The 24,422-nt window shown below is 64.0% G+C and carries 30 protein-coding genes and 1 pseudogene; 20 read left to right on the top strand and 11 right to left on the bottom strand.

The window, feature by feature from the left end:
• Nucleotides 1-31: 31 nt before the first annotated feature.
• From D2V07_RS07345 to D2V07_RS07325, 5 genes and pseudogenes are all read left to right on the top strand, one after another.
• Nucleotides 32-298 (top strand): hypothetical protein, encoded by a 267-nt coding sequence (locus D2V07_RS07345; protein WP_119586268.1) that lies wholly within the window; start codon nt 32-34, stop codon nt 296-298.
• Between the two features lie 36 nt (nt 299-334).
• Nucleotides 335-1,201 (top strand): diacylglycerol kinase family protein, encoded by an 867-nt coding sequence (locus tag D2V07_RS07340; protein WP_119586266.1) that lies wholly within the window; start codon nt 335-337, stop codon nt 1,199-1,201.
• Entirely contained in the window at nt 1,194-2,051 is an 858-nt protein-coding gene (locus tag D2V07_RS07335; protein WP_119586264.1) for a metallophosphoesterase family protein, read from the top strand. Before D2V07_RS07340 ends, D2V07_RS07335 begins: the two co-directional genes overlap by 8 nt.
• 213 nt (nt 2,052-2,264) lie before the next feature.
• Nucleotides 2,265-3,147, top strand: a pseudogene (locus tag D2V07_RS07330) (isoaspartyl peptidase/L-asparaginase family protein).
• Nucleotides 3,148-3,235: 88 nt separating this feature from the next.
• Nucleotides 3,236-3,616, top strand: a complete 381-nt coding sequence (locus D2V07_RS07325) for a response regulator (protein ID WP_119586262.1) — start codon at nt 3,236-3,238, stop codon at nt 3,614-3,616.
• A 110-nt stretch (nt 3,617-3,726) separates the two neighbouring features.
• On the opposite strand, the gene rpsI is transcribed toward D2V07_RS07325, so the two are convergent.
• The 5 genes from rpsI to D2V07_RS07300 form a co-directional block, all read right to left on the bottom strand.
• Entirely contained in the window at nt 3,727-4,257 is a 531-nt protein-coding gene (gene rpsI, locus D2V07_RS07320) for a 30S ribosomal protein S9 (protein WP_119586260.1), read from the bottom strand.
• Nucleotides 4,257-4,736 (bottom strand): 50S ribosomal protein L13, encoded by a 480-nt coding sequence (gene rplM, locus D2V07_RS07315; protein WP_119586259.1) that lies wholly within the window; start codon nt 4,734-4,736, stop codon nt 4,257-4,259. Before rplM ends, rpsI begins: the two co-directional genes overlap by 1 nt.
• A 176-nt stretch (nt 4,737-4,912) precedes the next feature.
• Entirely contained in the window at nt 4,913-5,644 is a 732-nt protein-coding gene (locus D2V07_RS07310; RefSeq protein WP_119586257.1) for a hypothetical protein, read from the bottom strand.
• Nucleotides 5,641-5,988 (bottom strand): divalent-cation tolerance protein CutA, encoded by a 348-nt coding sequence (gene cutA / locus D2V07_RS07305; protein WP_119586255.1) that lies wholly within the window; start codon nt 5,986-5,988, stop codon nt 5,641-5,643. The genes D2V07_RS07310 and cutA overlap by 4 nt, the downstream gene beginning before the upstream one ends.
• Nucleotides 5,985-7,043, bottom strand: coding sequence for a COX15/CtaA family protein (locus D2V07_RS07300; protein WP_119586253.1), 1,059 nt, complete (start codon nt 7,041-7,043; stop codon nt 5,985-5,987). The genes cutA and D2V07_RS07300 overlap by 4 nt, the downstream gene beginning before the upstream one ends.
• Before the next feature lie 136 nt (nt 7,044-7,179).
• On the opposite strand from D2V07_RS07300, the gene D2V07_RS07295 reads away from it, so the two are divergent.
• The 3 genes from D2V07_RS07295 (at nt 7,180) to D2V07_RS07285 (ending at nt 9,210) form a co-directional block, all read left to right on the top strand.
• Complete coding sequence (locus D2V07_RS07295) at nt 7,180-7,548, top strand: MerC domain-containing protein (RefSeq protein ID WP_233548287.1); 369 nt, start codon at nt 7,180-7,182, stop codon at nt 7,546-7,548.
• A 22-nt stretch (nt 7,549-7,570) separates the two neighbouring features.
• Nucleotides 7,571-8,557, top strand: coding sequence for a sulfur carrier protein ThiS (gene thiS / locus D2V07_RS07290; protein WP_119586249.1), 987 nt, complete (start codon nt 7,571-7,573; stop codon nt 8,555-8,557).
• Between the two features lie 122 nt (nt 8,558-8,679).
• Nucleotides 8,680-9,210, top strand: a complete 531-nt coding sequence (locus D2V07_RS07285; protein ID WP_119586247.1) for a hypothetical protein — start codon at nt 8,680-8,682, stop codon at nt 9,208-9,210.
• Nucleotides 9,211-9,224: 14 nt separating this feature from the next.
• Here the strand turns inward: D2V07_RS07285 and D2V07_RS07280 are convergent, their stop codons facing one another.
• Complete coding sequence (locus tag D2V07_RS07280; protein WP_119586245.1) at nt 9,225-11,021, bottom strand: AMP-dependent synthetase/ligase; 1,797 nt, start codon at nt 11,019-11,021, stop codon at nt 9,225-9,227.
• Between the two features lie 142 nt (nt 11,022-11,163).
• Here D2V07_RS07280 and D2V07_RS07275 point away from each other — a divergent pair, with 142 nt between their 5' ends.
• Nucleotides 11,164-12,888 carry a gamma-glutamyltransferase family protein gene (locus tag D2V07_RS07275; protein WP_119586243.1) on the top strand — a complete coding sequence of 575 codons (1,725 nt, stop codon included), beginning with the start codon at nt 11,164-11,166 and terminating at the stop codon, nt 12,886-12,888.
• On the opposite strand, the gene D2V07_RS07270 is transcribed toward D2V07_RS07275, so the two are convergent.
• Entirely contained in the window at nt 12,885-13,922 is a 1,038-nt protein-coding gene (locus D2V07_RS07270) for a quinone-dependent dihydroorotate dehydrogenase (protein ID WP_119586241.1), read from the bottom strand. The genes D2V07_RS07275 and D2V07_RS07270 overlap by 4 nt on opposite strands.
• Before the next feature lie 325 nt (nt 13,923-14,247).
• Between D2V07_RS07270 and D2V07_RS07265 the strand changes: the two genes are divergently transcribed.
• From D2V07_RS07265 to D2V07_RS07215, 11 genes are all read left to right on the top strand, one after another.
• Nucleotides 14,248-15,135, top strand: coding sequence for a helix-turn-helix domain-containing protein (locus D2V07_RS07265; RefSeq protein ID WP_119586239.1), 888 nt, complete (start codon nt 14,248-14,250; stop codon nt 15,133-15,135).
• Nucleotides 15,136-15,241: 106 nt separating this feature from the next.
• Nucleotides 15,242-15,658, top strand: coding sequence for an SUF system Fe-S cluster assembly regulator (locus D2V07_RS07260; RefSeq protein WP_119586237.1), 417 nt, complete (start codon nt 15,242-15,244; stop codon nt 15,656-15,658).
• Entirely contained in the window at nt 15,655-17,136 is a 1,482-nt protein-coding gene (sufB, locus tag D2V07_RS07255) for a Fe-S cluster assembly protein SufB (RefSeq protein ID WP_119586235.1), read from the top strand. The genes D2V07_RS07260 and sufB overlap by 4 nt, the downstream gene beginning before the upstream one ends.
• On the top strand, nt 17,133-17,681 hold the full coding sequence (locus tag D2V07_RS07250) for a DUF559 domain-containing protein (protein ID WP_119586233.1): 549 nt from the start codon (nt 17,133-17,135) through the stop codon (nt 17,679-17,681). Before sufB ends, D2V07_RS07250 begins: the two co-directional genes overlap by 4 nt.
• Nucleotides 17,682-17,684: 3 nt before the next feature.
• The gene (locus D2V07_RS07245; RefSeq protein WP_119586231.1) at nt 17,685-17,915 is read left to right on the top strand and encodes a hypothetical protein; all 231 of its coding nucleotides are present in this window, start codon (nt 17,685-17,687) and stop codon (nt 17,913-17,915) included.
• 22 nt (nt 17,916-17,937) lie between these two features.
• Complete coding sequence (gene sufC, locus D2V07_RS07240; protein ID WP_119586710.1) at nt 17,938-18,684, top strand: Fe-S cluster assembly ATPase SufC; 747 nt, start codon at nt 17,938-17,940, stop codon at nt 18,682-18,684.
• Nucleotides 18,681-19,442, top strand: a complete 762-nt coding sequence (locus D2V07_RS07235; RefSeq protein WP_119586229.1) for a SufD family Fe-S cluster assembly protein — start codon at nt 18,681-18,683, stop codon at nt 19,440-19,442. The genes sufC and D2V07_RS07235 overlap by 4 nt, the downstream gene beginning before the upstream one ends.
• Nucleotides 19,439-20,632 (top strand): aminotransferase class V-fold PLP-dependent enzyme, encoded by a 1,194-nt coding sequence (locus D2V07_RS07230; protein ID WP_199698747.1) that lies wholly within the window; start codon nt 19,439-19,441, stop codon nt 20,630-20,632. Before D2V07_RS07235 ends, D2V07_RS07230 begins: the two co-directional genes overlap by 4 nt.
• A 17-nt stretch (nt 20,633-20,649) precedes the next feature.
• Nucleotides 20,650-21,153, top strand: a complete 504-nt coding sequence (locus D2V07_RS07225) for an SUF system Fe-S cluster assembly protein (RefSeq protein ID WP_119586708.1) — start codon at nt 20,650-20,652, stop codon at nt 21,151-21,153.
• Complete coding sequence (locus D2V07_RS07220; RefSeq protein WP_233548286.1) at nt 21,150-21,650, top strand: GNAT family N-acetyltransferase; 501 nt, start codon at nt 21,150-21,152, stop codon at nt 21,648-21,650. The genes D2V07_RS07225 and D2V07_RS07220 overlap by 4 nt, the downstream gene beginning before the upstream one ends.
• Entirely contained in the window at nt 21,647-22,006 is a 360-nt protein-coding gene (locus D2V07_RS07215) for a HesB/IscA family protein (RefSeq protein ID WP_119586225.1), read from the top strand. Before D2V07_RS07220 ends, D2V07_RS07215 begins: the two co-directional genes overlap by 4 nt.
• Here the strand turns inward: D2V07_RS07215 and D2V07_RS07210 are convergent.
• The 4 genes from D2V07_RS07210 to D2V07_RS07195 form a co-directional block, all read right to left on the bottom strand.
• Nucleotides 21,996-22,214, bottom strand: a complete 219-nt coding sequence (locus D2V07_RS07210; protein ID WP_119586223.1) for a hypothetical protein — start codon at nt 22,212-22,214, stop codon at nt 21,996-21,998. The genes D2V07_RS07215 and D2V07_RS07210 overlap by 11 nt on opposite strands.
• A 7-nt stretch (nt 22,215-22,221) precedes the next feature.
• Nucleotides 22,222-23,163: a hypothetical protein gene (locus D2V07_RS07205; RefSeq protein WP_119586221.1), complete on the bottom strand. Its 942-nt coding sequence runs from the start codon at nt 23,161-23,163 to the stop codon at nt 22,222-22,224.
• A 78-nt stretch (nt 23,164-23,241) separates the two neighbouring features.
• A complete protein-coding gene (locus tag D2V07_RS07200; protein WP_119586219.1) occupies nt 23,242-23,679 on the bottom strand; it encodes a hypothetical protein in 438 nt (145 codons plus the stop codon).
• A gap of 13 nt (nt 23,680-23,692) precedes the next feature.
• A complete protein-coding gene (locus D2V07_RS07195) occupies nt 23,693-24,400 on the bottom strand; it encodes an EI24 domain-containing protein (protein ID WP_119586217.1) in 708 nt (235 codons plus the stop codon).
• Nucleotides 24,401-24,422 lie beyond the last annotated feature (22 nt).

The following is a 24,422-nucleotide window of genomic DNA, read 5'->3' as shown; positions in this document are numbered from 1 at the left end:
ATTGCGACGCGGTTCGGGCACAGGCGCGGACATGGCGCTGATCATCACGTTCCTGCTGGGCATGGGCAATTTTGCCTGTCACCGCGCGGTGATTGCCAGCGGCCACCGGATGCTGACGGAAATGCCGCCGCGCACCCTGCTGGTTGCCCGCAGCGCCAGCCTCGCGCTGGAATTCGTCCTGCTATGCGGCGCGCTTTACGCCGCAAGCGAGGGCGTGGTGCACTGGGTGTGGCTCTATGCCGGATACTCCCTGATCAACCTTGGTGCCGCCTGGTCGGTCATCACGGGAAGGCTGTAGCGGGAACTGCACTGCCGCTCCGGCGATTTCAGCAACATGGATGCGCAGAAGGGACAACAGAGGCGGCTCTGGCTCGTGCACAACGAAGCCAGCGGCTCGAACGATCGCGAGGCGCTGGAGCGGATGGATTCCAGTTGCGTCAGTTGCGGCCTGCACGTCGCCTATCGCAGCAGCTTCCCGACCGAGGACCTGCCGACGCCCGCCATGCTGGATGAGGCCGAGATCGATCTGGTAGCGGTTTTCGCGGGCGACGGGACGGTGAACGCCGCGCTCGATGCGCTGTCTGGCTGGAGCGGACAGGTGCTGGTGCTGCCCGGAGGCACGATGAACCTGCTTTATCATCGCCTGTTCGCCGACATGACGCTGGACGAAGTGCTGGAACTGGCGGCCGGTCGCAAGCTGGCCGTTCGGCGGCCGGGCATCATCTCCAGCTCGCTTGGCAATGCCTATGCGGGATTGCTGGCCGGGCCGGGCACCAGCTGGAACGACGTACGCGAGGCCATGCGCAATACCGACGTCCTGGCGATGGCGACCGAGACGCGGGAGGCCTTTGCCCGCACCCTGCGGGATAAACCGCTGCGCTGCATCGAGCCCGAACTGGGCCGCGCCCGTGGCTATCCACTGCTGTTGCTCGAACCGCACGATAAGGAAATCGTGCTCTATGCCTATCATGCCGAAACCACCGCCGAATTCGTCGACCAGTTGCTGGCCCTCGCCAAGCACGATTTCCGCCAGGGACCGCACGACCTGATCGGCAGTTCCGAAAGCGTAACACTCGCGAGCGTGGGCGGCGAAAGGTTCGGCGTCCTCCTCGACGGAGAACCGGCAGAAGCGGATGGCCCCCTGGAATTCAAGCTAGTGACTTCCGAAGTCGACCTGCTAGCAAAGCCCGGCAATGACTGACGGTAAGCTGCTATTCCACCTGTCCGACATCCATTTCGGGCTGGAGGACAATAGCGCCCTTGACTGGGTGAAACAGGAAATTGCCGAGCGTCGGCCCGATGCCGTGGCGATCACGGGCGATCTGACGATGCGCGCGCGGCAGCGGGAATTCGACGCCGCATGCAAATGGATCCAGTCGCTCGACGCGCCGGTGACGGTGGAGGTAGGCAACCATGACCTGCCCTATTTCAACCCGATCGAGCGGTTCTTCGACCCCTACAAGCGCATCCGCGCCATTTCCGACAAGGTGGAAGCAGAGATCGACCTGCCCGGGCTGGCCATCATTCCCCTGAAGACGGTGCGCCGCTGGCAACCCCGGCTCAACTGGTCGAAGGGCTGGGTAACCGATGCCGCGCTGGAGCGCTGCCTTACAGCCATCGACACGCTTCCCGCCGGAGTTCAGGCGCTGGTGACGGTTCACCACCCGCTGCGCGAGGTCGGCACGCAGGGCACGGCGCTTACCAAGCACGGGCAGAACGCCCTCAACGAACTTGCGCAAAGACCGGTGCTGGCCGTGCTTTCGGGCCATGTCCACGATGCCTTCGACATCATGGAGGAGACCGTTCACGGCCGGATACGCATGATCGGTGCAGGAACACTGTCGCAACGGGTCCGTTCGACACCGCCCAGCTTCAACGAACTTAACTGGGATGGGAAGGCCCTGAGTGTGCGCGTGCGCAACCTAGAGCACGTGCGAACGCGCGACATGCTGATCGAGGACGTGCCAGAGGATGCCATGCCGCCGCGCGATCCGGGCGAACCCGTAGCCCCCGTGGGCAAGGTACCGCGCACCGATCCCCCAGTCCACTAGCACCCCGGCACATTGGCGATCGAATCCGGCTTGTCGGCAGCCAGTCGATAATGCCAGATAGCCTCGAAGCTATCAGGAAAGGTCGCCTCCATGCTGGCGCGTCACGGTGTCGTTTTCGCAATCGTATCTGCCTTCCTCAGCGCCACGCCTGCCGCCGCGCAGGATTGGCGGCTGGTCATTCATGGTGGGGCGGGCACGATAGAGCGCGATCGCATGTCCCCCGAACGCGATGCCGAGATCCGCGAGGCGCTGGCACTGGCACTGGAAACGGGCAGCGCGGTGCTTTCCGAAGGCGGCAGCGCCCTTGATGCCGTCGAGGCGACGATCCGGGTTCTGGAGGATAATCCTAACTTCAACGCCGGCCGGGGCGCAGTGTTTACCGCCGCGGGGCGTAACGAACTGGATGCCTCGATAATGGATGGTCGCACGCGCGATGCAGGGGCCGTTGCTGGCGTTACCGCCACCCGCCACCCGCCACCCGATCAGCCTGGCGCGCGCTGTGATGGAGGATTCCCCGCACGTGATGATGGCCGCGAGCGGGGCGGACGAATTTTCGATCGAGCAGGGACTGGAGCAAGCCGGGCCCGACTGGTTCCATACGCAGGAGCGCTTCGACCAGTTGCAGCAGTTCCTTTCGCGCAACCGTGCGGATGCCAGCGACCTGGCCGGTGCGGATTACAAGTTCGGCACCGTGGGTGCGGTGGCACTGGATATGGAGGGCAACCTTGCCGCCGGCACATCGACTGGGGGCATGACCGGCAAGCTTTATGGCCGGGTTGGCGACTCACCGGTGATCGGCGCGGGTACCTATGCTGACAACCGCGCTTGCGCCGTCTCTGCCACCGGTGCGGGCGAGTATTACATTCGCGAGGGCGTGGCGCACGAAATTTGCGCGCGTATCCGCTTCCTTGGCGAGAGTCCGCAGGAGGCAGCGGACTTCGTGCAGGCGGAAACGCTGGAGATGGGCGGCAGCGGCGGCGTCATCGTCGTGGGGGCAGACGGGGATTGGGCCTATTCCTTCAATACGCCGGGCATGTATCGCGGAGTGGCGGCCAGGGATTCGCACGTATCGGTAGGCATTTACGGAGACGAATAACCATCAAACCCGTCAACTCGTCCTTATTTCCGGCCATTTTGTCGCAGCAATAGGCACGAATTGGCAGTTCACCGCGTAAAGTTCCGTCATGGCGACAAAGGTCCTCATCGTCGAGGACGACCTGTTGAACCGCATGTTCTACGAGGCCGTCTTCAGGCAGCGCGGCTATGAGCTGATGCTCGTGGACGATGGTGCACGCGTGCTGGACGCTGTCGACAGCTTCACGCCCGATATCATCACCATGGATATTCATCTGCCCCACGTCAGTGGCCGCAAGCTGATCCGGGAAATCAAGCGCAATCCGCAGACGCAGCACATCCCGATCCTCGCGATCACCGCCTATGCCGGCAAGCGCGACGAGGAAGGGATCCGCCGCGCAGGGGCAGGCGGCTATCTGGCCAAGCCGCTGAGCATCGAGAGCCTGCTGGGCGAAGTCGATGCACTGCTGGAAGGCCAGAAAGTCCACTAGGACTTCGAAACCCATCGATAGACGCGAAAAGGGCGACCCTTCGTGGGGGCCGCCCTTCGTATTTTCCTCCGTCGAGGAAACTCTTGATAGGCGCGGTAGCGCCCGGAGACTTAGCGCTTGCTGAACTGGAAGCTGCGGCGTGCCTTTGCGCGGCCGTACTTCTTGCGTTCCACCACGCGGCTGTCGCGGGTGAGGAAACCGGCTGCCTTGATCGTGCCGCGCAGCGCGGGCTCGAACTTGCTCAGCGCCTGGCTGATGCCGTGCTTCACCGCGCCGGCCTGGCCGGAGAGGCCGCCGCCGGAACAGGTGGCAACCACGTCATACTGGCCTTCACGGTCAGAGATCGTGAACGGCTGGTTGATCACGAGACGCAGCGTCGGACGGGCGAAGTACACTTCCTGGTCCTTGCCGTTCACGGTCACCTTGCCGGTACCGGGCTTGATCCACACGCGGGCGGTGGCATCCTTGCGGCGACCGGTGGCGTAGGCACGGCCCTGGGCGTCGAGTTCCTGTTCGCGCAGGGGCGCGGTCGGAGCCTTGGGTTCGGCGTTCCCGGTATCGGCATCTGCTTCGGGAGCATCGCCGACGACGTCCTTCAGGTCAGCGAGATCGCTGGCGGTGTTGTTGTCTTCGGTAGCCATTATGCGGACACCTTGTTCTTGCGGTTCATCGAGGCAACGTCGAGCACTTCGGGCTTCTGGCCGTCATGCGGGTGCTCGGTGCCGTTGTAGAGGTGCAGCGCCTTCATCTGCGCACGGCCGAGCGGACCCGTGGGGATCATGCGCTCAACGGCCTTTTCCAGCACGCGTTCGGGATAGCGACCGGCCAGAACCTTGTCGGCGGTAACTTCCTTCAGGCCGCCGGCATAGCCGGTGTGCTTGTAGTAGATCTTCTTCGCGGCCTTGTTGCCGGTGAACTTCACCTTGTCGGCGTTGATCACGATGACGTGGTCACCGCAGTCGACGTGAGGGGTGTAGATCGGCTTGTGCTTGCCGCGCAGAATGTTGGCGATGATCGAAGCGAGGCGACCGACGACGAGACCTTCGGCGTCGATGATGTGCCACTTCTTTTCGACCTCGGCCGGCTTGATCGACCGGGTGGTCTTCGTCAGAGCCTTCATGGCTGGATGTCCTCAAAAATCAGTGCGAAAATTCGCCGCTGACCTGAAGGCGGTGAAGAATCACCATCTGCCAGGGCAGCGAAGGCGCGGCATTTGTCGCTTTACCCGCCGCAAGTCAAGCAAATCCGGGGCATAGCGTGGAGGTAAAATAATACCGTCGGCAATATTGCGGCGTCTCAGCGGGTCAGGCTCCAGTGTTCGCGGACCGTGCGGCTCGTGCCTTCAACCAGCGTCACTATGCGGCGAGCGGCAGCGCGCATCAGGCCGGTACTTGCATCGCGTTCGCATTCGAAAACCGATTCCACGGTCCCCTGCAGACCCCCGGGCAGATCAACGCGCTGCTCGTCGCGGCGGGACAGGGATGCCGGGGCAAACAGGTCTGTCGGCAGGTAGGCGATCACGTGGTTGCCAGCTATCTGCAGGGCCGAAAGATATCGCGCAAGCTGTTCACGCTCATCCGCGCTGGCATGGTCGCTGGAGATCTGGGCAAGAGCCTCCCCGACAGCGCGTCGAAGATCAGGACCGGCAGGCTGCGCTATTTGGGTCGAGAGGATCTGGCCGAACGCATCGAGTGCGATGGGAAACAAGCCGCTCTCGTCGCGCTCTCGCTCGATTCGCACGAACTGTTCCAAGGCGGCGGGCGCCTCGATCCGTACATCGGTCTGTTGTCCGCTCAGCATGAACCCGCCGTCGAACCGGCGAAAGGCCACCGCGAAATCGCGCGTGGCAGAAAATTCCCTACCGTCTGCCAGTTGGCGCACGACCGTTCGGGAATAGCGCATCGGTCCGTCGGGAGGAGCGATCAGGCCACTCAGTGGGGCGGCGAGGGCCCTGTTTGCACACAGTGCAGGAGCGACGCCCGCTACAAATGCCAGAAGCATCGCACTGCGCCTGTCGGTCCTGCTCATTGCCGTTCCCCGCCCGGCGACAGTTCGGCCAGCCATTCCCGGGTCGCCTCCGGCGCGGAATCCGCCATCCAGCCGCAGATTGCGGGCGTATCGTAAGGATGCAACTGGGCGAGACGCTGCGTCGCGGCTTCCAGCAAGGCACCGTTCGTCTTGAACAGTACGCCCACCTCGGCAGACGACTGCACCTGCCCTTCATGGCGGAAGACCGAAAGCATTTGCGGCAGGATGTTTGCACAGCCTACGAGGCCTTCCTCCAGCAGCGTGCTGGCCACCTCCCGCGCTTGCTCGGCATCCCCGAACGGACTCCAGATCAGCGCAGCCCCAAAGGTATGCTGCGAACTCATCGCGCCTGCCTGCCCAGTACGTGCGCGCCCCAGGCGAAGGCACCCACCAGCAGCGCACCGACCAACTGGTGTGCCACGGCCAGCCACAGCGCCACGCCCGTCATGACCGTGGCGATACCCAGCAGGATCTGCACGCCGAATGCGGAGTGGATCGCGATCGAGGCGCGCCGGTCCAGCGGCTTCACCTGCCGCGCCATGATCACCAGTGCCGCCACCGCGACCCACGCCCACCAGCGATGGACGAAGTGGAGCCAGAACGGATCGTGCGTGAAGGTCCAGACCACGCCGTTCGACCAATCGATCTCGGGCACCAGGCGATCCTGCATCAGCGGCCAGGTGTCGGAGGCAAGCCCTGCGTTGAGGCCGGCCACCCATGCTCCCATGAGCAGTTGCAGGAACAGGATCACCGCGACAGCGAGGGCGAGGCCAGTGAACCGCGCTGGCGTTCCGTGCCCCTGTCTATCGAGCTGGCGCAGGTCGAGCGCCGTCCACACCAGACCGCCGAGCGTGAAGAAAGCTGTCAGCAGATGGATCGAAAGCCAGAAGTGCGAAACGTCGGTCATCTCCGTGCCGAGGCCGGAGCGAACCATGAACCAGCCGAACGCCCCCTGCAGCCCGCCCAGAGCGAGAAGTGCCAGCAGGCGCGGTTTGTATCCAGCCGGTATCGCGCCGCGCAGCCAGAACCAGGCTAGCGGCAAGGCAAAGGCCAGTCCGATCACACGGCCAAGCAGGCGGTGGAACCATTCCCAGAAGAAGATGAACTTGAACGCGGCCAGGTCCATCCCTGCCGGGCCGCTGACGTTCCGGTATTCGCCGGTCTGCTTGTAGAGGTCGAACTCTGCCTGCCAGTCCGCTTCGCTGAGCGGGGGCAGGGCGCCGCTGACCGGGCTCCAGTGCGTGATCGACAGCCCGCTCTCGGTCAGCCTGGTGATACCGCCCACGACAACCATCACCAGTACGAGCGTCGCCACCGCGAACAGCCAGCGCGCCAGCGCCAGCGGGCGCGGTGAAGCGGCGGTAACGGAACTTGCGGAAGTTGCTGAGGCGGCGACCATGGGGCGCGATTTGCAACTTTGCGCAGGGATTCGCAAGCGGGGCCTTGGTGCAGGCTTCGCACAGCGGCACAAAATGTGACAGGGAATCGTCGCTCACCCCTTGCGCAATGTTATGACGTTACATAGATGGTTGCGCATGGGCTCGATCAACCCCTGGATTCGCGGTCGACTAGACCGTGCCGGCGTCATGCTGTCCGCGCTGTGCCTCGTGCACTGCGTTCTCGGGCTCGTGCTGGTTGCCGGTCTGGGGTTTGGCGGCACGTTCCTGCTCGATCCCGACCTCCATCGCTGGGGGCTGTTGCTGGCCACGATCATCGCGGGCGTGGCTATCGGCGTTGGCGCCTTGCGCCATCGCCGGGCCGGACCCTTCGTGGTGGCGATGACCGGCCTCACCTTCATGGGCGGCGCGCTGGCCGTAGGCCACGGTTTCGAGGAGGCGGTGCTGACCATGATCGGGGTTACGCTGGTGGCAGCAGGCCACATCCTCAACTTGCGCCACGCCTGACAGGCTCTATGTGGCGTGGGTGATGACCCAGCCAATCTCCCTTACAGTCAACGGCGACACCCGTCGCACACAGGCCACCACCATTGCCGCGCTCGTGCGCGAACTGGGGCTCATGCCCGAGAAGGTGGCCGTCGAGCACAATGGCGAAATCGCTCCCCGCTCTTCGCTGGAGCAGACTGCCCTTTCCGACGGTGACCAGCTGGAAATCGTGCACTTCGTCGGCGGCGGCTCCGGCGCTCAGGACGACAGCTGGGAAGTGGCGGGGCACCGCTTCACCAGCCGCCTGATCGTGGGTACGGGCAAGTACAAGGATTTCGCGCAGAACGCCGCGGCGGTCGAGGCGGCAGGGGCCGAGATCGTGACTGTCGCCGTGCGCCGGGTCAACATTTCGGACCCCAGCCAGCCGGTGCTGATGGACCATATCGACCCGAAGAAGGTGACCTACCTGCCCAACACTGCGGGATGTTTCACCGCCGAAGACGCAATCCGCACCCTGCGGCTGGCTCGCGAGGCGGGCGGCTGGGACCTGGTGAAACTGGAAGTGCTGGGTGAAGCGAAGACGCTCTATCCCAACATGGTCGAAACCATCCGCGCCTGCGAAGTCCTGGCGAACGAAGGCTTCAAGCCGATGGTCTACTGCACCGACGACCCCATCGCCGCGAAGCAATTGGAGGACGCAGGGGCCGTCGCCATCATGCCCCTTGGTGCGCCGATCGGCTCGGGGCTGGGCATCCAGAACCGGGTGACGATCCGCCTGATTGTGGAAGGTGCCAGCGTCCCGGTATTGGTGGATGCGGGTGTCGGCACCGCCTCCGATGCCGCGGTCGCCATGGAACTGGGCTGCGACGGCGTTCTGATGAACACCGCCATCGCCGAGGCCAAGGACCCGATCCGCATGGCCCGCGCGATGAAGCTGGCCGTGGAGGCCGGGCGTGAGGCTTATCTTGCAGGCCGCATGGGGCGGCGCAAATATGCCGATCCAAGCTCGCCCCTGGCCGGATTGATATAGCTGGCCCTGGTGCTCTTGCCGCACGAACAACTACGCGCCTGGTGCTAATCCGTCGGACATCTCACATTATATTAACCATACGCGCGCACACCTTTCCCTGACACCGCAAGGAAAGGCTGATCATGGGTCACGAATCGAAGACGTTCTCCCTCACCATCGCCGAAATGCGCGAGTTCGCCGGTTTCGCCGAATACGAGCAGGAATTCATCGAACGCTCGCTCGATATTGCGCTGAGCCGGTGCGATGCCTTCAAGACGTGGAGTGTTTGCGCCGACGACAAGCGCGCCATCCGCGGCCAGTACCTTGCCTATCGCGAACTGAAGCACCTGCGGGCGATGATTCCGGGCGGTGACACCTTCGACGGGATTGAAGGGTTGATGGGCACGCTGCTGCGCATTTCGGCGCAAGATCTTGCGATGGAGCGGCTGGACAGCTTCTCCGCCTACCGTTTTCTCTATGAGCGCCTGCTTGGCGCTGCAGTGCGGCCGTTCCTTCCTGCAGCGTTCTGCGCTGCGGCCGCACTGCCACAAATCCGCCCCGAACGCCGCCGCATGCTGTTGCAAAGCCTGAGCGAGGCAGCCGCCACGGCGCCCGCCTGGTCGCGCAAGGAACCGGCGTTCTTCCCGGAAAGAATCGAGGTCGAGGCCGCCTGACCCCGGGCGCCCCATCAATAAAGCGCGTCGAGCCGATCCTGGTAATTTTCGCGGATCTGCATGCGGCGGATCTTCATCGTGGGCGTCATCATGTCGTTGTCCACGGTGAAAGGTTCGTCCGCCAGCACGAACTTGCGCACCTTCTCGATCACCGAGAGATCCTCGTTCGTCCGGTCTATCGCTGTCTTGATGGCAGCACGGAAGGCGGGCAGGTCCTGTAGCGCGGCCATGTCGAACTGCTGGCCGTTGTCGCGCGACCATTGCACCGCCCATTCGGCATCGGGCACGATCAGCGCGACCATGTACGGCTTCTTGTCGCCGGAAACCATTGCCTGGCTGATCTCGGGCTGCAGGGTGAGCATACCCTCCAGTTTCTGCGGGGCGACATTGTCGCCCTTGTCGTTGACGATGATGTCCTTCTTGCGGTCGGTTATCTTGATCCGGCCCTTCTTGTCGATATGCCCCACATCACCGGTATGGAGCCAGCCATCGCGCAGGGTGTTCTCAGTATCGTCGGGCCGTTGCCAGTAACCCTTCATCACCAGTTCGCCGCGCACGAGGATCTCGCCATCCTCGGCGATCTTCACTTCCACGCCGCGCAGCGGCGGACCCACGGTGTCGAGCTTGATGCCGGCGCTGGGATAGTTGCAGGCGATCACCGGAGCGCTCTCCGTCTGGCCGTAACCCTGTAGCATGGTGAGCCCCATAGCCTGGAAGAACCCGCCGACTTCGGGGTTGAGCGGCGCGCCGCCGGAAACGAGGGCCTTCACCCGTCCGCCAAAGCGTTCCTTGATCTTCGGGCGCAGGGTGGCCGAGAGTAGCGCCTCGTCTATCGCGCTCATCACGCCGGTGCGGCCTTTCACCTGTTTCTCGCCCAGCACCAGCGCCCGGCCAAGCAGGAAGTTGGCGAGCTTCCCCTGCTTCTCGATCGCCTTCATCATCTTGGTGCGCAGCACTTCGAACAGGCGAGGCACGACCACCATAATGGTGGGACGCGCTTCCTCGAGGTTGCTGGACAGCTTGTCGAGCCCTTCGGAAAACCAGATGTCGGCCCCCAGCCCCAAGGGCAGGTAGAAGCCGGCCGTGTGTTCGAAGGCATGGCTCAGCGGCAGGAAGGACAGGAAGCGTTCCTCCTCCCAACCGAAATCGCCCTCGATCACGTGCGCGGCGGCGGCCACGTTGTGCAGGATGGCCCCGTGGTGCAGCATCACACCGCGCGGCGCGCCGCTGGTGCCGCTGGTGTAGATGATGCAAGCCATGTCCTCGCGCTTGAAGCCCGCGATGCGCGACTCCACCGCTTCGCGCGCCTGCACTGCGTCACCGCTGGTTACATCACCCCAGCTGGTCAGTTCGATACTGCCGCTCTGTGCCGAGGAAATCGGATCAACCGCGATCACCTTCTTCCCGCGCCCGGTCTTCATGATCGCGCGGAATAGCGGTTTCGCGAGTTTCGCATTGCCCAGAACCACTGCGCTGGCGCCCGAATCGTCGAGAATATGGGCGTGATCGCGCTCCGTATTGGTGGTGTAGGCAGGCGTGGTGATGCAGCCCGCCGCCATGATGGCGAGATCGGCAATGCACCATTCCGGGCGGTTTTCCGCCACGATTACCACCCGGTCGCCATCGCGCAGGCCCAGCTTGCGAAGGTTTTCCGCCATCAGGCACACCTTCTCGGCGGCCTCGGCGTACGACATCGAGGTCCAGGTGCCATCGATCTTGGCCGTCAGGAATGGCTTGTCGCCGCGCTCGTCGGCCCGTTGCAAAAACAGCGCGACAAGACTGCTGGCGTGGTCGATATCTGCGAGTTGCATTCGCTCGGCTCTCCCTTGCTGCCGACCATCGTTATGGTTCCGGCGCGGCTTATGGCATGAACAGCGGAGTTAGGCGGCGCGGGCGCGGGGGGCAAGCCTGCTTCATTGCCAGCCCGGCCACGCGCCTCTAAAGCCTTGCGGCATGTCGCTTATCCGCCTTTGCGCCGCTGCCGCCGCTCTCGCCCTCGCTTCCTGCACTACTGTCCCCGGCCCCGCCGAAACAGCCGGAACATCTTTCGCCGAGCAAAGCGAAGTCGCGCCTTTCGTGATCGCGGCAAACCCGCTGGCCGCAGAGGCGGGAATGGCGTTGCTGGAAAACGGCGGCAACGCGGCCGACGCGGCGCTGGCGGTCCAGTCCATGCTCTCGCTGGTGGAGCCGCAAAGTTCGGGCATGGGGGGCGGCGCGTTCCTCAACTACTACGACGCCGTGACGGGCGAGGTCATCATCTACGACGGGCGCGAAACCGCGCCTGCGCAGGCCAGCCGCACGATGTTCCTCGACACGGACGGAGAGCCGCTGGGCTATCGCGAGGCTGTGGTGAGCGGTCGCGCCACCGGAGTTCCCGGCGCGGTCGCGGCCCTCGCCATGTTGCACGACGAACACGGCGCGCTGGCCTGGGACGGCCTGTTCGACGATGCGATCCGCACTGCCGAGGAGGGGTTCGTGATCACACCGCGGCTGGGGCGGTTCCTGTCGCGCGATTTCCCGCAACTGTCGCAGCCCGATGCCGCCGCCTATTTCGCCCGCCCCGACGGTACGCGGATGCAGGAGGGTGACCGGTTGCGAAACCCGGCCTACGCCGATTTCCTCCGCCGCCTCTCTGCCAACGGCATATCGGCACTCTACGAAGGCAGCACGGCAGCGCAGATCGTCCAGCGGACCCGCGCCGCGCCGCGCGGTGGCACGATGACCATGGCGGACCTTGCGAACTATCGTCCGATAAAGCGGGAGCCGGTGTGCAACGCATGGCGCGTGTACCGCGTCTGCGCGCCGCCGCCGCCGTCCAGTGGCGCGGCCATGCTGGAACTGCTGGCATTGCTGGAGCGCACCGAGATCGCCTCGCTGGGGCCGCAGGATCCGCGCTCATGGTATCTGTTCGCCGAGGCCAGCCGCCTGATGTATGCCGACCGCGACGCCTATTTCGGCGATGGCGATTTCGTGGACGTACCGGTGGAGGGCCTGCTCGATCCGGTATACCTCGATGCCCGTGCCGCACTGATCGGCCCCGCCGCCGCCGAGAATGTCGAGCCGGGCCGGCCGCAAGGGGCGGATCTCGCAATGGAAGACCTGACCCACGAACCCGCTGGAACTTCGCATTTCATCGTGCGCGACCGGCACGGCAACGTACTGTCGATCACCACCACGGTGGAATCCATTTTCGGCACCGGCCGCATGGTCGACGGGTTTTTCCTCAACAACCAGTTGACCGATTTCGCCTTCAATCCCTTGCAGCCGGGCGGCGACGAAGCCCCCAATGCCGTGGCTCCGGGCAAGCGGCCGCGCTCCTCCATGGTGCCGCTGATCCTGCTCGATGCAGACGGTAGGTTCGCCGGGGCTATCGGCTCTGCCGGAGGCAACTCGATCCCTGCCTATGTCGGCAAGACGCTCGTCGGTGCCGTCGACTGGGGGCTGCCGATGCAGCAGGCACTGGCGCTGCCCAACCTTGTTGCGCGCGGTAACCGTATCGGCGGCGAAGTGAGCGCCTTCGACCCTGCCATCGTCGCGGGGCTGGCCGAGCGGGGGATCGATCTCGAACCCGGCCAGGGAGAGGATTCCGGGGTCCACGCCGTGCTGATACGCGATGGCCGCGTCGACGGCGGTTACGATCCGCGCCGCGAAGGCGTGGTGCTGGTGGGCGAGCCCTAGGCCGCTTCGCTGCCCACGGCTTCGGCAATGCTGGCGAAACCATCCCGGCGCATCAGCTTTTCCAGCCCCTTGTTGATCTGCTTCGCAATACCCGGTCCGTGATAGGTCATCGCGCTGTAGAGTTGCACCAGGCTGGCCCCTGCGCGAATGCGCTCCCAAGCGTCCTGCGCCGTGGCAATACCGCCAACGCCGATCAGCGGAATGGCTCCGCCCGAAGCCTTGCGGAATGAGCGCAGCGTGTCCAGCGCGAGCGGTTTTAGCGGAGCGCCCGAGAGGCCGCCGGTCTCATCCTTGTGTGCAGAGGCGAGATCGGGGCGGGAGATAGTCGTGTTGGCCACGATCAGCGCGTCCAGCCCTTTGTCCATCGCGATCCGGGTGATGGCCTCCACATCGGCTGTCTGCAAGTCGGGTGCGACCTTGAGGAACACCGGCGGCCCCTTGCCACGGCGCGCCTCCAGCACACCATCCAGCAGTTCTACCAGCGCACCTTCATCCTGCAGGGCGCGAAGGCCGGGGGTGTTTGGGCTGGAGATATTGACGGCAAGGTAGGTGGCGTAAGGCGCCATGATCCGCGTCATCGCGGCATAGTCGGCAATCCTGTCCGCACTGTCCTTGTTTGCACCGATGTTGATGCCCAGTACGCCGGGCCTGTCGCCGCGGGAGGCGACCCGGACCCCCGCAGCCTCCGCGCCGCCGTTGTTGAAGCCCATGCGGTTGATGACGGCGCGGTCTTCCTCCAGCCGGAACAGGCGCGGTTTTGGATTGCCCGCTTGCGGCAGGGGGGTGACAGAGCCAACCTCCACGAAGCCGAAGCCAAGGCCCAGCAGCGCATCGGCGACCTCGGCATCCTTGTCGAAGCCCGCTGCCATGCCGACGGGGTTGGGAAAACGAATCCCCGCAATCATCGTCTCCAGCGGACCGCCCAGCGGCTCCGCCTTGCCCGCGGGCATGGCCTTCAGCGCCTTGATGGCAAAACCGTGGGCACGCTCTGCATCGAGCTTGAACAGGGCAGGGCGGATCAGCGAATATAGCATGACGATGCCCTTGGCAGCATCTCGGGGTTGCGCGCAATAGCCTCTGGACTGGCGAGGACGGTTCGCCAGTGCGGTGCCGGCACAATTGGTTGGGGCAGAGGCAAAAATCGTTTAATTGTCGTCTTCTTACAAGCCTGACGCGCAAGAATCCGTTAGTTCACCACCCGCGACCCGAAGGGCTCGACGCAATCTTTGCATCGGGTTCTCCACTCAAACAGGGCGGCCTGCCATCGCGGCAATGGCCGCCCTTTTTTTGGTGGCTACCCCCGATCCTTGACTAGCTGTATACCTTCACGTCAGTCGCGGGGTTGCAGGGGTTGTGGTGATGAAACGGGGCAGGTTCGAAAGCGGGGAGCTGACCCCGCCAAACCGGTTCGACATCGACTATATCGCACCCCAGGGCGATGTCGCGGCGTTCGTCACCACCTTCTATCATTTTCGTTGCGATGATGCGCTGGTGCGGGACATCCAGCCCGCTGCGGTCGGCCAGCTGTCACTGTTTCCGCATGGCAAGGGGCGCATCAGCCTGCCCGATGGCGGCTATGACGATTCGCATGAAGTGAACCTGCTGACCCCGCTGGCCTGTGCCCTGCATATCGAGGTGGAGGGCCCCTTTCACGCGGTTGGCGCCGCGCTTTCTCCGCTGGGATGGGCAGCTCTTACGGGGCTGCATGCGCAGGAGCACGCAAACAGGCTATATGATGCAGCCGACTGGCTCCCCGCCGAAATCGCGGAGCGGAGCGGGGAATTGTGTGCAGGGTACCGCGACGGCTCGGTTACTGCGGCGGACATGGTGGAGGAACTGGCGCGATTGATCCTCGCACATGTCAGGCTGCCGCGACCGCCCCACCTTGACTTGATGAAGACGACAGGGGCCTGGCTTTCCGGCAGCCTCCTTCCCGATGTGGAGGATCTGTACGCCGCCAGCCGCTTTTCCCGCCGGCAGACGCAGCGGCTGGTGCAGCAGTACTTCGGCGTGTCGCCCGTTGCCCTTCGTCGCAAGTATCGCGCCCTGCGTGCCGCTGCCGCCCTCTCGCAGCCCGATCTTTCGGATGAGCAGGCTGCACTCATCCAGGATGCCTTTTACGACCAGCCGCACATGATCCACGAGATCCGGGAATTCGTCGGACGAACACCCGCAAGATTGGCCGACGACGAATCGCCGTACCTGCGTGAGCTGATCGACGGGAAGAACCTGCGCGAACTCGGATGAGCCCCATCGCGACGAATTGCTAACGACTCGCAACAGTCGGAAATGGCTTGATTCCGCCAGATTTGCGCATAGGTGACCAATCGGAACGAATTGGTCCGATTAAACTATGCGCCTATCGAATCTTGCAGATTATGCCGTCGTCACGATGAGCCAGGCCGCGCGTCATTGCGGGGGCGGGCGCACGTCTGCGGCGGAACTGGCCGAGGAAACCGGTCTTCCTGCGCCCACGGTGCAGAAAGTGGTCAGCAAGCTGACGGCAGCGGGCCTGTTGCGGTCGGCAAGGGGCGCAGGCGGCGGTTTGCAACTGGCGCGCCCGGCAGCGGCGATCAGCTTGGCCGACATCGTGGAGGCGATGGAGGGGCCGATCGCGCTCACTTCCTGCGTCGATGAAGGACGGCACGATTGCGCGCTGGAGGGCAGCTGCGCGGTGCAGCCGCACTGGCCGATAGTGAACAATGCTCTGCGCGGCGCGCTGGCGAATATCTCGCTGGTGCAGTTGGCAAGAACGGAAGAAATGGCATGACTGAAGAGATCGAAGTCAAGGATCGTGAAGCGCGCGAGGCGGCTGACAAGGCTGCCGAGTACGAGCACGGCTGGTCCTCCGATATCGAGACAGAATTCGCGGAGAAGGGTCTTACCGAAGACACCGTCCGCTTCATCTCGGGCAAGAAGGGCGAGCCGGAATGGATGCTCGATTGGCGGCTGAAAGCCTTCCGCATCTGGCAGGAGATGGAAGAGCCGAACTGGGCCAAGCTCGGCTATCCGGAAATCGACTACCAGGATGCCTATTACTACGCCGCTCCGAAGAAGAAGGAGCAGCTCGAATCGCTCGACGAGCTCGATCCCGAGATCAAGTCGGTCTACGACAAGCTGGGCATCCCGATTGCGGAGCAGGAAGTGCTCGCCGGGGTGAAGGGCGCGCGCAAGGTGGCCGTGGATGCGGTGTTCGATTCGGTCAGCGTCGCGACCACGTTCCGCAAGGAACTGGAATCGGCGGGCGTCATCTTCCTTTCGATTTCCGAAGCGCTGAAGAAGCACCCGGAACTGGTAAAGAAGTGGCTCGGCAAGGTGGTGCCGCAGCGTGACAATTATTTCGCCTGCCTCAACGCGGCGGTCTTCTCAGACGGGACGTTCGTCTACGTGCCCGAGGGCGTGCGCTGCCCGATGGAGCTTTCCACCTATTTCCGCATCAATGCCGAGAACACCGGCCAGTTCGAACGCACGCTGATCGTTGCCGAGAAGGGCAGCTATGTCAGCTACCTGGAAGGCTGCACCGCGCCCATGCGCGACGAGAACCAGCTGCACGCCGCAGTAGTGGAACTGGTCGCGATGGAAGATGCCGAGATCAAGTATTCGACCGTGCAGAACTGGTATCCCGGCAATTCCGAAGGCGTGGGCGGGATCTACAACTTCGTCACCAAGCGCGGCCTTTGCCAGGGCGACCGGAGCAAGATTTCGTGGACGCAGGTGGAAACCGGCTCTGCGGTGACTTGGAAGTACCCGTCCTGCGTGCTGAACGGCGAGAACAGCGTGGGCGAGTTCTACTCGGTGGCGGTTACGAATAACCACCAGCAGGCCGACACGGGAACCAAGATGGTTCACAACGGCAAGGGCTCGCGCTCCACGATCATTTCCAAGGGCATCAGCGCAGGAAAGTCGAACAACACCTATCGCGGCCTCGTGCGCGTGGCGGCCAATGCCGACAACGTGCGCAACCGTACCGAGTGCGACAGCCTGCTGCTGGGCGACCAGTGCGGCGCGCACACCGTGCCCTATATCGAGGTGAAGAACCCCAGCGCCCAGATCGAGCACGAGGCCACCACCAGCAAGATCAGCGACGACCAGCTGTTCTACGCGATGCAGCGCGGCCTGGACGAGGAAGAGGCCGTCGCCCTGATCGTCAACGGCTTCGCCAAGGAAGTGCTGAAAGAGCTGCCTATGGAATTCGCCGTCGAAGCGCAGAAGCTGCTGGCCATTTCGCTGGAAGGGAGTGTGGGGTGACCGAACGCAAAACCCTCAACCTGCGCGACACCTCGGACGCCGAAGCCCCCGCGATCAAGAAGCGTGGGCGCGGCTGGGAAATTTCCGACAAGCGGCTCGACAACCTGCACGATCAAGCGCGCAAGATGCGCCGCGAAGCCTCCGAAGCGCACAAGGCGCTGGCCGAGCGGTTCTCCAGGGCCGATCTTGGGCGCTACACCTTCAAGCGGTTCGCCGTGGTGGGCAGCGCGATTGTCGACTTCAATTGCCACAACCTCGGCATGGCCATCGTGATCGACGAGGAAGGCGACGACCCTGCGCTCAACCGTCGCCGCGACAAGTCGCTGGATGCGGTCGGCGTGAAGGTGATGCACCTGAAGGCTACCGACATCCTCGAAAACATGGATGATGTGCTCAAGCGCATCACTGCCGGCATGCGCCAGCGCATAGCCGACAGGGGCGACGCGCGCCGCCGCCACGAAGCAGATAACCCTCGGCAGACCCGCCCGCGCTACGACCGCGATGGCAACGGCCCGCCCCGTAACGATCGCGGCGGCAAGAGGTGAGCCATGAGTGCGGCCATCGACAGACTCGTCGCGCTGGCAAAGGGCCAGGGCATGACCGGCACGCTGGTCTGCTGGACCAAGGCCGACGTGTGGACCTTCGAGGGCGACATGCCCGACGACATCATGCTGGCCGGTTCGGCCGACCCGGCGCTGGACTATTTCTGGCAGGCGGCGAACGGACCGCACCGGGCAGACAAGGGATTTATCGACGGCGCGGCCAAGGTCGCGATTTAGTTCGACAGACAGGAAAATGACGATGCTGAAAATTGAAAACCTCCACGCCGAGATTGACGGCAAGGAAATCCTAAAGGGCCTCTCGCTCGAAGTGAACGCGGGCGAGATCCACGCCATCATGGGGCCGAACGGCGCTGGCAAGTCCACGCTGGCCTATGTGCTGGGCGGGCGTCCGGGCTACGAAGTCACGCAAGGAACCGTGACTTTTAATGGCAAGGACCTGCTGGACATGGAACCGCACGAACGCGCCGCTCTCGGCATGTTCCTGGGCTTCCAGTATCCGGTCGAGATTCCCGGCGTATCCAACGTGCAATTCCTGCGCGAGGCGCTGAATTCGCAGCGCAAGGCGCGCGGCGAAGAACCACTGTCGGGCGGCGAATTCCTGAAGCTCGCCAAGGAAAAGGCCGGGCTGCTGAAGCTCGACATGGAGATGCTGAAGCGCAACGTGAACGTCGGCTTTTCCGGCGGCGAGAAGAAGCGCAACGAAATGGTGCAGATGGGCATCCTCGATCCCGCTTTCGCCGTGCTGGACGAGACCGACAGCGGCCTCGACATCGACGCGCTGAAAGTGGTGGGCGAGGGCATCAACGCCATCATGCGCAAGAGCGACAAGGCCGTGCTGCTGATCACCCACTACCAGCGCCTGCTCGACTACGTGGAGCCGGACTTCGTGCACATCCTTTCCGCCGGGAAGATCGTGAAGACCGGCGGTGCCGACCTTGCGAAGCAGCTTGAAGCGGAAGGCTACGACGAGGTGATGGCGGCATGAGCCAGCAGAACCCGACACTGAAGGACGAGGAATGGCGCTATGCGGACGCCAAGGCGCTCGCCGCGCTGTCTCCCGATACGTTCGAGGCTTGGCGCGATATCGATGTTGCCCCCGGTGAAACCCATCGCGAGTGCTTCGTGCTGGACGCTGCCGAGCCCTCCCTCACACGCATCCGCGCCAAGGTGGGCGAAGGTGCGCGGCTGGAATTGTTCGCAGTCAACCTGGGCGGCGATTACACCCGCATGGAAGTAATCACGCGCCTCGAAACCGGTGCGCATTTCGAATTCGGCGGCGTGACCATCGGCGGCGGCGATGCCGTGCGCGAATTCGTAACCCGCACCACCCACGATGAGCCCGAGGCGACATCCAACCAGGTCGTCCGCGCCGTCCACTGGGGCGAGGCAACCGGCAACTTCCTCGGCGCGATCAACGTGGGCCGGGGCGGCCAGCGCACCGATGCGGCGCAGGATTTCAAGGCGCTGGTGCTGGAAAAGGGCGCGGCCGCCAATGCCAAGCCTGAACTCGAGATCTTTGCCGACGACGTGAAGTGCGCCCACGGCGCCGCCATCGGGCAGATGGACGAGATGGCCCGCTATTACATGGCGAGCCGGGGCATCGCCCCCGATCTCGCCAAGAAGCTGCTGGTCCGCGCCTTCATCGCCGATGCGCTTGCCGCGCTGGAGGACGAGAGCGAGGCCGAACGCCTGCTAGACACCGCGCTGGCCGTCCTGGACGATGCCGAAGCGATGATCGCATGAGCCTGACCGACGCTGCCCTCCAATCGCGCAAGGCCGATTTTCCCGGTATGGTCACGGCGGATGGCCAGCCGTGGCACTACCTCGATTCCGCCGCCACCGCGCAAAAGCCGCAGGTGGTGATCGATACGGTGGCCCGTGCCCTGGGCGCGGACTATGCGACGGTACATCGCGGCGTCTATTCGCGCTCTGCCGAGATGACGTTGGGTTACGAGGCTGCGCGGCGCCGGGTGGCGCAGTTCATCGGCGGGCAGGAGGACGAGATCGTCTTCACCCGCGGCGCGACCGAGGCGATCAACCTGCTGGCCTACAGCTACCCTGAAAAGGGCCGCGTGCTGCTGTCGGAACTGGAACATCATTCCAACATCGTGCCGTGGCAACTGGCTGGTTGGCAGGTTGACGTCTGCCCGATCACCGAAGACGGCCAGATCGACCTTGACGCTGCCGAGGAACTGCTGACGACCGAACACACGATGGTCGCCTTTGCGCACGTCTCCAACGTGCTGGGGAGCGTGGTGGACGCGAAGCGCGCTGCAGACCTTGCCCACGCCGTGGGTGCGAAGCTGCTGCTCGACGGATGCCAGGCCGTGCCCCGCGTGCCGGTGGATGTCGCCGCGCTCGACTGCGATTTCTACGCCTTCTCCTCGCACAAGCTCTACGGCCCGACCGGTATCGGTGCGCTGTGGGGCCGGGCTGGCCTGCTTGCCGCAATGCCCCCCTGGCAGGGCGGCGGGGCGATGATCGACAAGGTCGGTTTCGCAAACACCACCTATGCCCCCGCCCCGCAGCGGTTCGAGGCAGGGACCCCCGCGATCGTTGAGGCCATCGGCTTTGCGGCGGCCTGCGATTACGTTTCCGGCATCGGCCTGGAAGCCATCCACGTTTACGAGGCGGAACTGGTGCGCCAGACCCGCGAGGCCCTGCGCGGCATGAACGATGTCACGCTCTACGGGCCCGACGACAGCGCCGGGATCGTCAGTTTCATGATGGACGGGGTTCACCCGCACGATCTGGGCACCATATTGGATGAAGAGAACGTGGCAATCCGCGCAGGCCACCACTGCGCGCAGCCGCTGATGGAGAAGCTGGGCATATCCGCAACCGCGCGCGCCAGCTTCGGGATCTACTCCGACGAGGAAGACGTCGCCGCGCTGATACGCGGCATCGAACGCACCAAAAGGATTTTCGGCTGATGGCAAATCAGGACAACATGACCCAGAACGAAGAAAAGGATTTCGTCGCGGCGCCCTCGCCCACGGAGAACGTGGCCGAGAAGCCGCCGCGTGCCCGCGTTTCCGATGCGCCGATCCTAGAAGAGGAAACGGCCGGCGAGAAGCTGGAGCGCAAGCGCGATTACCTCGAAGGCTTCCTGCAGAAGAAACCCGAGGGCGTGGCCCCCGGTGAACCCGGCGGCGAACTGCACCAGTCGGTGATCGATGCGCTGAAGGACATTTATGACCCGGAAATCCCGGTAAACATCTATGACCTTGGACTGATCTACAACGTCGAGGTCGCGGAAGATGCTGACGTAAAGGTCACCATGACGCTCACCACACCGCACTGTCCTGTCGCGGAAACCATGCCCAACGAAATCGAGATGCGCGTGATGGGCCTTCCCGGCGTGCGCGATGCCGAGGTTGTCGTAACCTGGGATCCGCCCTGGGATCCCTCCAAGATGAGCGACGAGGCCCGCCTCGAACTGGGGATGCTGTGAGCCTTGCGGCGCCAACCCTAACGGTCTCCCTGGCCGACTATGCCGACCCGGCAGACGGTGCGGCGCTGGTGGCCTTGCTGGATGCCTATGCCCGTGATCCGATGGGCGGCGGGGAGCATTTGTCCGACACAGTGCGGGACACCCTCGTGGATGCGCTGGCGTCGTTTCCCGGTGCCTTCAGCCTGATTGCCCGGCTCGACGATGTTCCGGTGGGCCTTGCCAATTGCATCACCGGCTTCTCCACCTTTGCAGCCGCGCCGCTGGTGAATATCCACGATATGGCCGTCTTGCCGGGGCATCGCGGCCACGGGATCGGCAGGGCGCTGATGGAAGCGGTGGAGGCAGAGGCCTTGAAGCGAGGCGCGTGCAAGATCACATTGGAAGTGTTGAGCGGTAACGAGACCGCCAAGGCGCTTTACGCGAAGTGCGGCTACGGTGACTACGAGCTCGACCCCGCCGCCGGCAAAGCCATGTTCTGGCAGAAGAAACTGATATGACCGAAACGAAAGCCCGCCCCGCCCCCAAGGCCGCAGTGATCCTCACCCCCGCCGCAGAACAGCGCGTGGCCGACCTGATGGCGCGCGCTCCCTCCGACGCGATCGGCGTGAAGCTTTCGACCCCGCGCCGTGGCTGCTCGGGCCTCGCCTACTCGGTCGACTATGTCAGCGAGGAAGTCGCGTTCGACGAGAAGATCGAAACGCCCGGCGGTACCTTCTACATCGATGGCGCCAGCGTGCTTTACCTGATCGGCAGCACGATGGACTGGGTGGAAGACGATTTCATCGCCGGTTTCACCTTCGAAAATCCCAACGCCAAGGGTGCCTGCGGCTGCGGTGAAAGCTTCATGGTCTGATTTCAGACCCGCTGATCCCGGCGCGGTGTTCCAGTTCCCGGCCTAGATCTGCAAGGTGATGCACGCCCCAGGCGAGGAGCCCGATCACCGCCAGCACAGCAAGGCGGCGAGCAATGTGCCTTACTCTGCGTTCGCGCACCAGGCGGTCGTAAGCCTCGGTTCCCTCCTCCGGATCGAGCGTAACCAGCACGTCGCGCCGATTTCGCACTACGTTTTCAAGCTTGGCCGGCTTCCTCGGCAATGAACTCCAGCAGCGCCTGATCGTACTCGTCGATTTCGCCGCTCCTGGCGATCTGGTCATCGAGCCATTCCTGCTCGAACGCGGTTACTGCGGCATCCTGCGCCACGAGTTCCTCGCGGCTCTCGGCAGGAGAGCGCCGTCCGAACACCACACCGAACGCATTGGGAGCGGACCTAGCCATTTTGCCCATGAACCGTCCCACGCTCCCCTTGTTGTCGCCGACAAAGGCTTCCAGTTCGAGCATCCGTTCGCGGCTGACCTGTGCCGTATCGGCGGCAAAGCCCATCAGGTAATTGCCCACCGCCTGCACGAACAGGCGCTTGAATTCGGGCGCATTTTCCTGCCCGGCCACGGCATCCTTGATGCGGAACATCACTTCGGCTTCGCGGCGGCTGACGGCTGCCGGGCGGTCGCTCGCCTGGCCGAAGATCACGCGGCGAAGGATGCGGCATTCGGCCTGGCTGACGTGGCTGTCGGACAGTTCGCCACCGCAGCGGGTGGGGCCGGTGCCTTCCAGCACTTCGCGCACCATGACGTCGAGCACGTAGGTCTTCAGTGTCTCGGGCACGTTCTGGGCGCGTTCGATAATCGATGTGAGCAGTTCCAGTTCGGTCATGGAGCAGACCTTGCCGTCTGCCTCCACCTGCGCGATCAGCCATGCGCCCTCCTCGGCGCTGGCAAAACCACGCGGCTCGCTGCCCTCGAGAACGTAATTGCGGACCGCTTCGACGAAGAAGTCGGACCACTCGCGGGAAGGATTGTCGATGGCGTGCTCGGTCGCAAAGACCATCTCGGCTTCTTCGCGCGTCATGCGGCCGTCAGCCCAGCCAGCCCGGCGCAGCGCCAGCACTTCTTCTGAACTGATCGAGCGGTCGGCAGCGGCGTGCCGGGCGATTTCGGCGAATTCAAGACTCATGGGGGCAGATCCTCCTGTGCACCAGGGGTCATGCCGCAACAGCCTTAAATTCGGGTTACCGGGCGGACGTTTCCCCGTTTAACGCGCTCGCGACAAGGCCTGGATACACGCGAGGCGATCCACTGCCGCACCGTCGCTCGCGCGGCGCGCTTCAAGCCACGTCGCCACCGGCTCCCCGCCCGGTGCCAGCGGATAGAGATAGACATCGAGCACGCACGCCTCGCTGCGGAACTGCAGCTTGCGCATATCGCCTTCGGGCGTGTCCAGTCGCGGCTGGCCGAAGCGGCCCACCAGGGCGGAGGCTGGCTGGCGGATGATACCTGCAAGACCGGGGCCTTCCAGCACTTCGGGCATACGGAAACCCGCAGTAGCCGGCGGAGGCGGCACGGATTCTGTCGGCGGAACCTGTCGCGGGTCTACCGTGCTGGGTGGCGGAGGCGGTGCCTGCTGCTGCCGCGGTGCGGAGACACAGGCGGACAGGGTGGCAACCAGGAGAAGGGCGGCGCTCAGGCGCATAACAGGCGTCTTTCTAGGAAATTGCTTTCCGCCGCGAACCGCGGTGGACGAGGTGGGTTGCCGATGCCGCCCCAAGCACCGGCGCGAGGAAATTGACAAAGGGAACTGCCAGCATCGCGGCGATAACTCCCCCGAGTAAAAACCGTTGTGTCTTGCTGACGGGCGCGCTGTCCTTCGCATCGTGCGAATGGCGCAGCCACACCATGTCCTGCAATTCGCGCCCCAGCAACACTGCATTCACCAGCAGGAACAGGACGAAAGTCCCGACCCCGGTGAACAGCAGCACCAGCGCAAAAGGCAGGGCGATCAGGTTCGCCAGCAGTGCCCTTCCCGCTGCCGACAGTGCATTGCGAACCTGCTTTCCGGGCAGCAGGTCGCGCGCCGTTTGCGCTTCCCGGGGATAGTAGCGTGCTTCCACAGCCTGCACCACTTCGTCGGCATAGAACTGGATCACCGCCATCGCGACGATGCGCCAGGTCAGCCACAGCCCGACTATCGCCAACACCGCCGAAAGCGCCCCGCGCACGGCCCCAGCGCCCGTGAACAGCGTATCCTCCAGCCCGCCTGCGGTGAGCAGCCAGTCCAGCAGGAACCAGCCGCAGGCGGCCACCAGCACGAACACCGCAATGGTAACGGCGATACTCTTCAGCAGGATGCGCAACACCGCCCCGTCGGCGATCTGTCGCAGACCAAGCGCAAGAGAAGTTGCAAGTGAACCCATCGACGCTTGCGATTGCCCGGCG

The sequence above is a fragment of the Aurantiacibacter zhengii genome (assembly GCF_003584125.1).
In the GTDB taxonomy this organism is placed as follows: Bacteria; Pseudomonadota; Alphaproteobacteria; order Sphingomonadales; family Sphingomonadaceae; genus Alteraurantiacibacter; species Alteraurantiacibacter zhengii.
The sequence above is the reverse complement of the archived record's forward strand: the minus strand, read 5'-3'. Positions and strand labels throughout refer to the sequence as shown.

What these genes read in the sequence shown, in the direction of transcription:
- D2V07_RS07345 (WP_119586268.1), top strand. Translation starts at nt 32, where the DNA reads ATGGCGCTGATCATCACGTTCCTGCTGGGCATGGGCAATTTTGCCTGT.
- D2V07_RS07340 (WP_119586266.1), top strand. Translation starts at nt 335, where the DNA reads ATGGATGCGCAGAAGGGACAACAGAGGCGGCTCTGGCTCGTGCACAAC.
- D2V07_RS07335 (WP_119586264.1), top strand. Translation starts at nt 1,194, where the DNA reads ATGACTGACGGTAAGCTGCTATTCCACCTGTCCGACATCCATTTCGGG.
- D2V07_RS07325 (WP_119586262.1), top strand. Translation starts at nt 3,236, where the DNA reads ATGGCGACAAAGGTCCTCATCGTCGAGGACGACCTGTTGAACCGCATG.
- rpsI (WP_119586260.1), bottom strand. Translation starts at nt 4,257, where the DNA reads ATGGCTACCGAAGACAACAACACCGCCAGCGATCTCGCTGACCTGAAG.
- rplM (WP_119586259.1), bottom strand. Translation starts at nt 4,736, where the DNA reads ATGAAGGCTCTGACGAAGACCACCCGGTCGATCAAGCCGGCCGAGGTC.
- D2V07_RS07310 (WP_119586257.1), bottom strand. Translation starts at nt 5,644, where the DNA reads ATGAGCAGGACCGACAGGCGCAGTGCGATGCTTCTGGCATTTGTAGCG.
- cutA (WP_119586255.1), bottom strand. Translation starts at nt 5,988, where the DNA reads ATGAGTTCGCAGCATACCTTTGGGGCTGCGCTGATCTGGAGTCCGTTC.
- D2V07_RS07300 (WP_119586253.1), bottom strand. Translation starts at nt 7,043, where the DNA reads ATGGTCGCCGCCTCAGCAACTTCCGCAAGTTCCGTTACCGCCGCTTCA.
- D2V07_RS07295 (WP_233548287.1), top strand. Translation starts at nt 7,180, where the DNA reads ATGGGCTCGATCAACCCCTGGATTCGCGGTCGACTAGACCGTGCCGGC.
- thiS (WP_119586249.1), top strand. Translation starts at nt 7,571, where the DNA reads ATGACCCAGCCAATCTCCCTTACAGTCAACGGCGACACCCGTCGCACA.
- D2V07_RS07285 (WP_119586247.1), top strand. Translation starts at nt 8,680, where the DNA reads ATGGGTCACGAATCGAAGACGTTCTCCCTCACCATCGCCGAAATGCGC.
- D2V07_RS07280 (WP_119586245.1), bottom strand. Translation starts at nt 11,021, where the DNA reads ATGCAACTCGCAGATATCGACCACGCCAGCAGTCTTGTCGCGCTGTTT.
- D2V07_RS07275 (WP_119586243.1), top strand. Translation starts at nt 11,164, where the DNA reads ATGTCGCTTATCCGCCTTTGCGCCGCTGCCGCCGCTCTCGCCCTCGCT.
- D2V07_RS07270 (WP_119586241.1), bottom strand. Translation starts at nt 13,922, where the DNA reads ATGCTATATTCGCTGATCCGCCCTGCCCTGTTCAAGCTCGATGCAGAG.
- D2V07_RS07265 (WP_119586239.1), top strand. Translation starts at nt 14,248, where the DNA reads ATGAAACGGGGCAGGTTCGAAAGCGGGGAGCTGACCCCGCCAAACCGG.
- D2V07_RS07260 (WP_119586237.1), top strand. Translation starts at nt 15,242, where the DNA reads ATGCGCCTATCGAATCTTGCAGATTATGCCGTCGTCACGATGAGCCAG.
- sufB (WP_119586235.1), top strand. Translation starts at nt 15,655, where the DNA reads ATGACTGAAGAGATCGAAGTCAAGGATCGTGAAGCGCGCGAGGCGGCT.
- D2V07_RS07245 (WP_119586231.1), top strand. Translation starts at nt 17,685, where the DNA reads ATGAGTGCGGCCATCGACAGACTCGTCGCGCTGGCAAAGGGCCAGGGC.
- sufC (WP_119586710.1), top strand. Translation starts at nt 17,938, where the DNA reads ATGCTGAAAATTGAAAACCTCCACGCCGAGATTGACGGCAAGGAAATC.
- D2V07_RS07235 (WP_119586229.1), top strand. Translation starts at nt 18,681, where the DNA reads ATGAGCCAGCAGAACCCGACACTGAAGGACGAGGAATGGCGCTATGCG.
- D2V07_RS07230 (WP_199698747.1), top strand. Translation starts at nt 19,439, where the DNA reads ATGAGCCTGACCGACGCTGCCCTCCAATCGCGCAAGGCCGATTTTCCC.
- D2V07_RS07225 (WP_119586708.1), top strand. Translation starts at nt 20,650, where the DNA reads ATGACCCAGAACGAAGAAAAGGATTTCGTCGCGGCGCCCTCGCCCACG.
- D2V07_RS07215 (WP_119586225.1), top strand. Translation starts at nt 21,647, where the DNA reads ATGACCGAAACGAAAGCCCGCCCCGCCCCCAAGGCCGCAGTGATCCTC.
- D2V07_RS07205 (WP_119586221.1), bottom strand. Translation starts at nt 23,163, where the DNA reads ATGAGTCTTGAATTCGCCGAAATCGCCCGGCACGCCGCTGCCGACCGC.
- D2V07_RS07200 (WP_119586219.1), bottom strand. Translation starts at nt 23,679, where the DNA reads ATGCGCCTGAGCGCCGCCCTTCTCCTGGTTGCCACCCTGTCCGCCTGT.
- D2V07_RS07195 (WP_119586217.1), bottom strand. Translation starts at nt 24,400, where the DNA reads ATGGGTTCACTTGCAACTTCTCTTGCGCTTGGTCTGCGACAGATCGCC.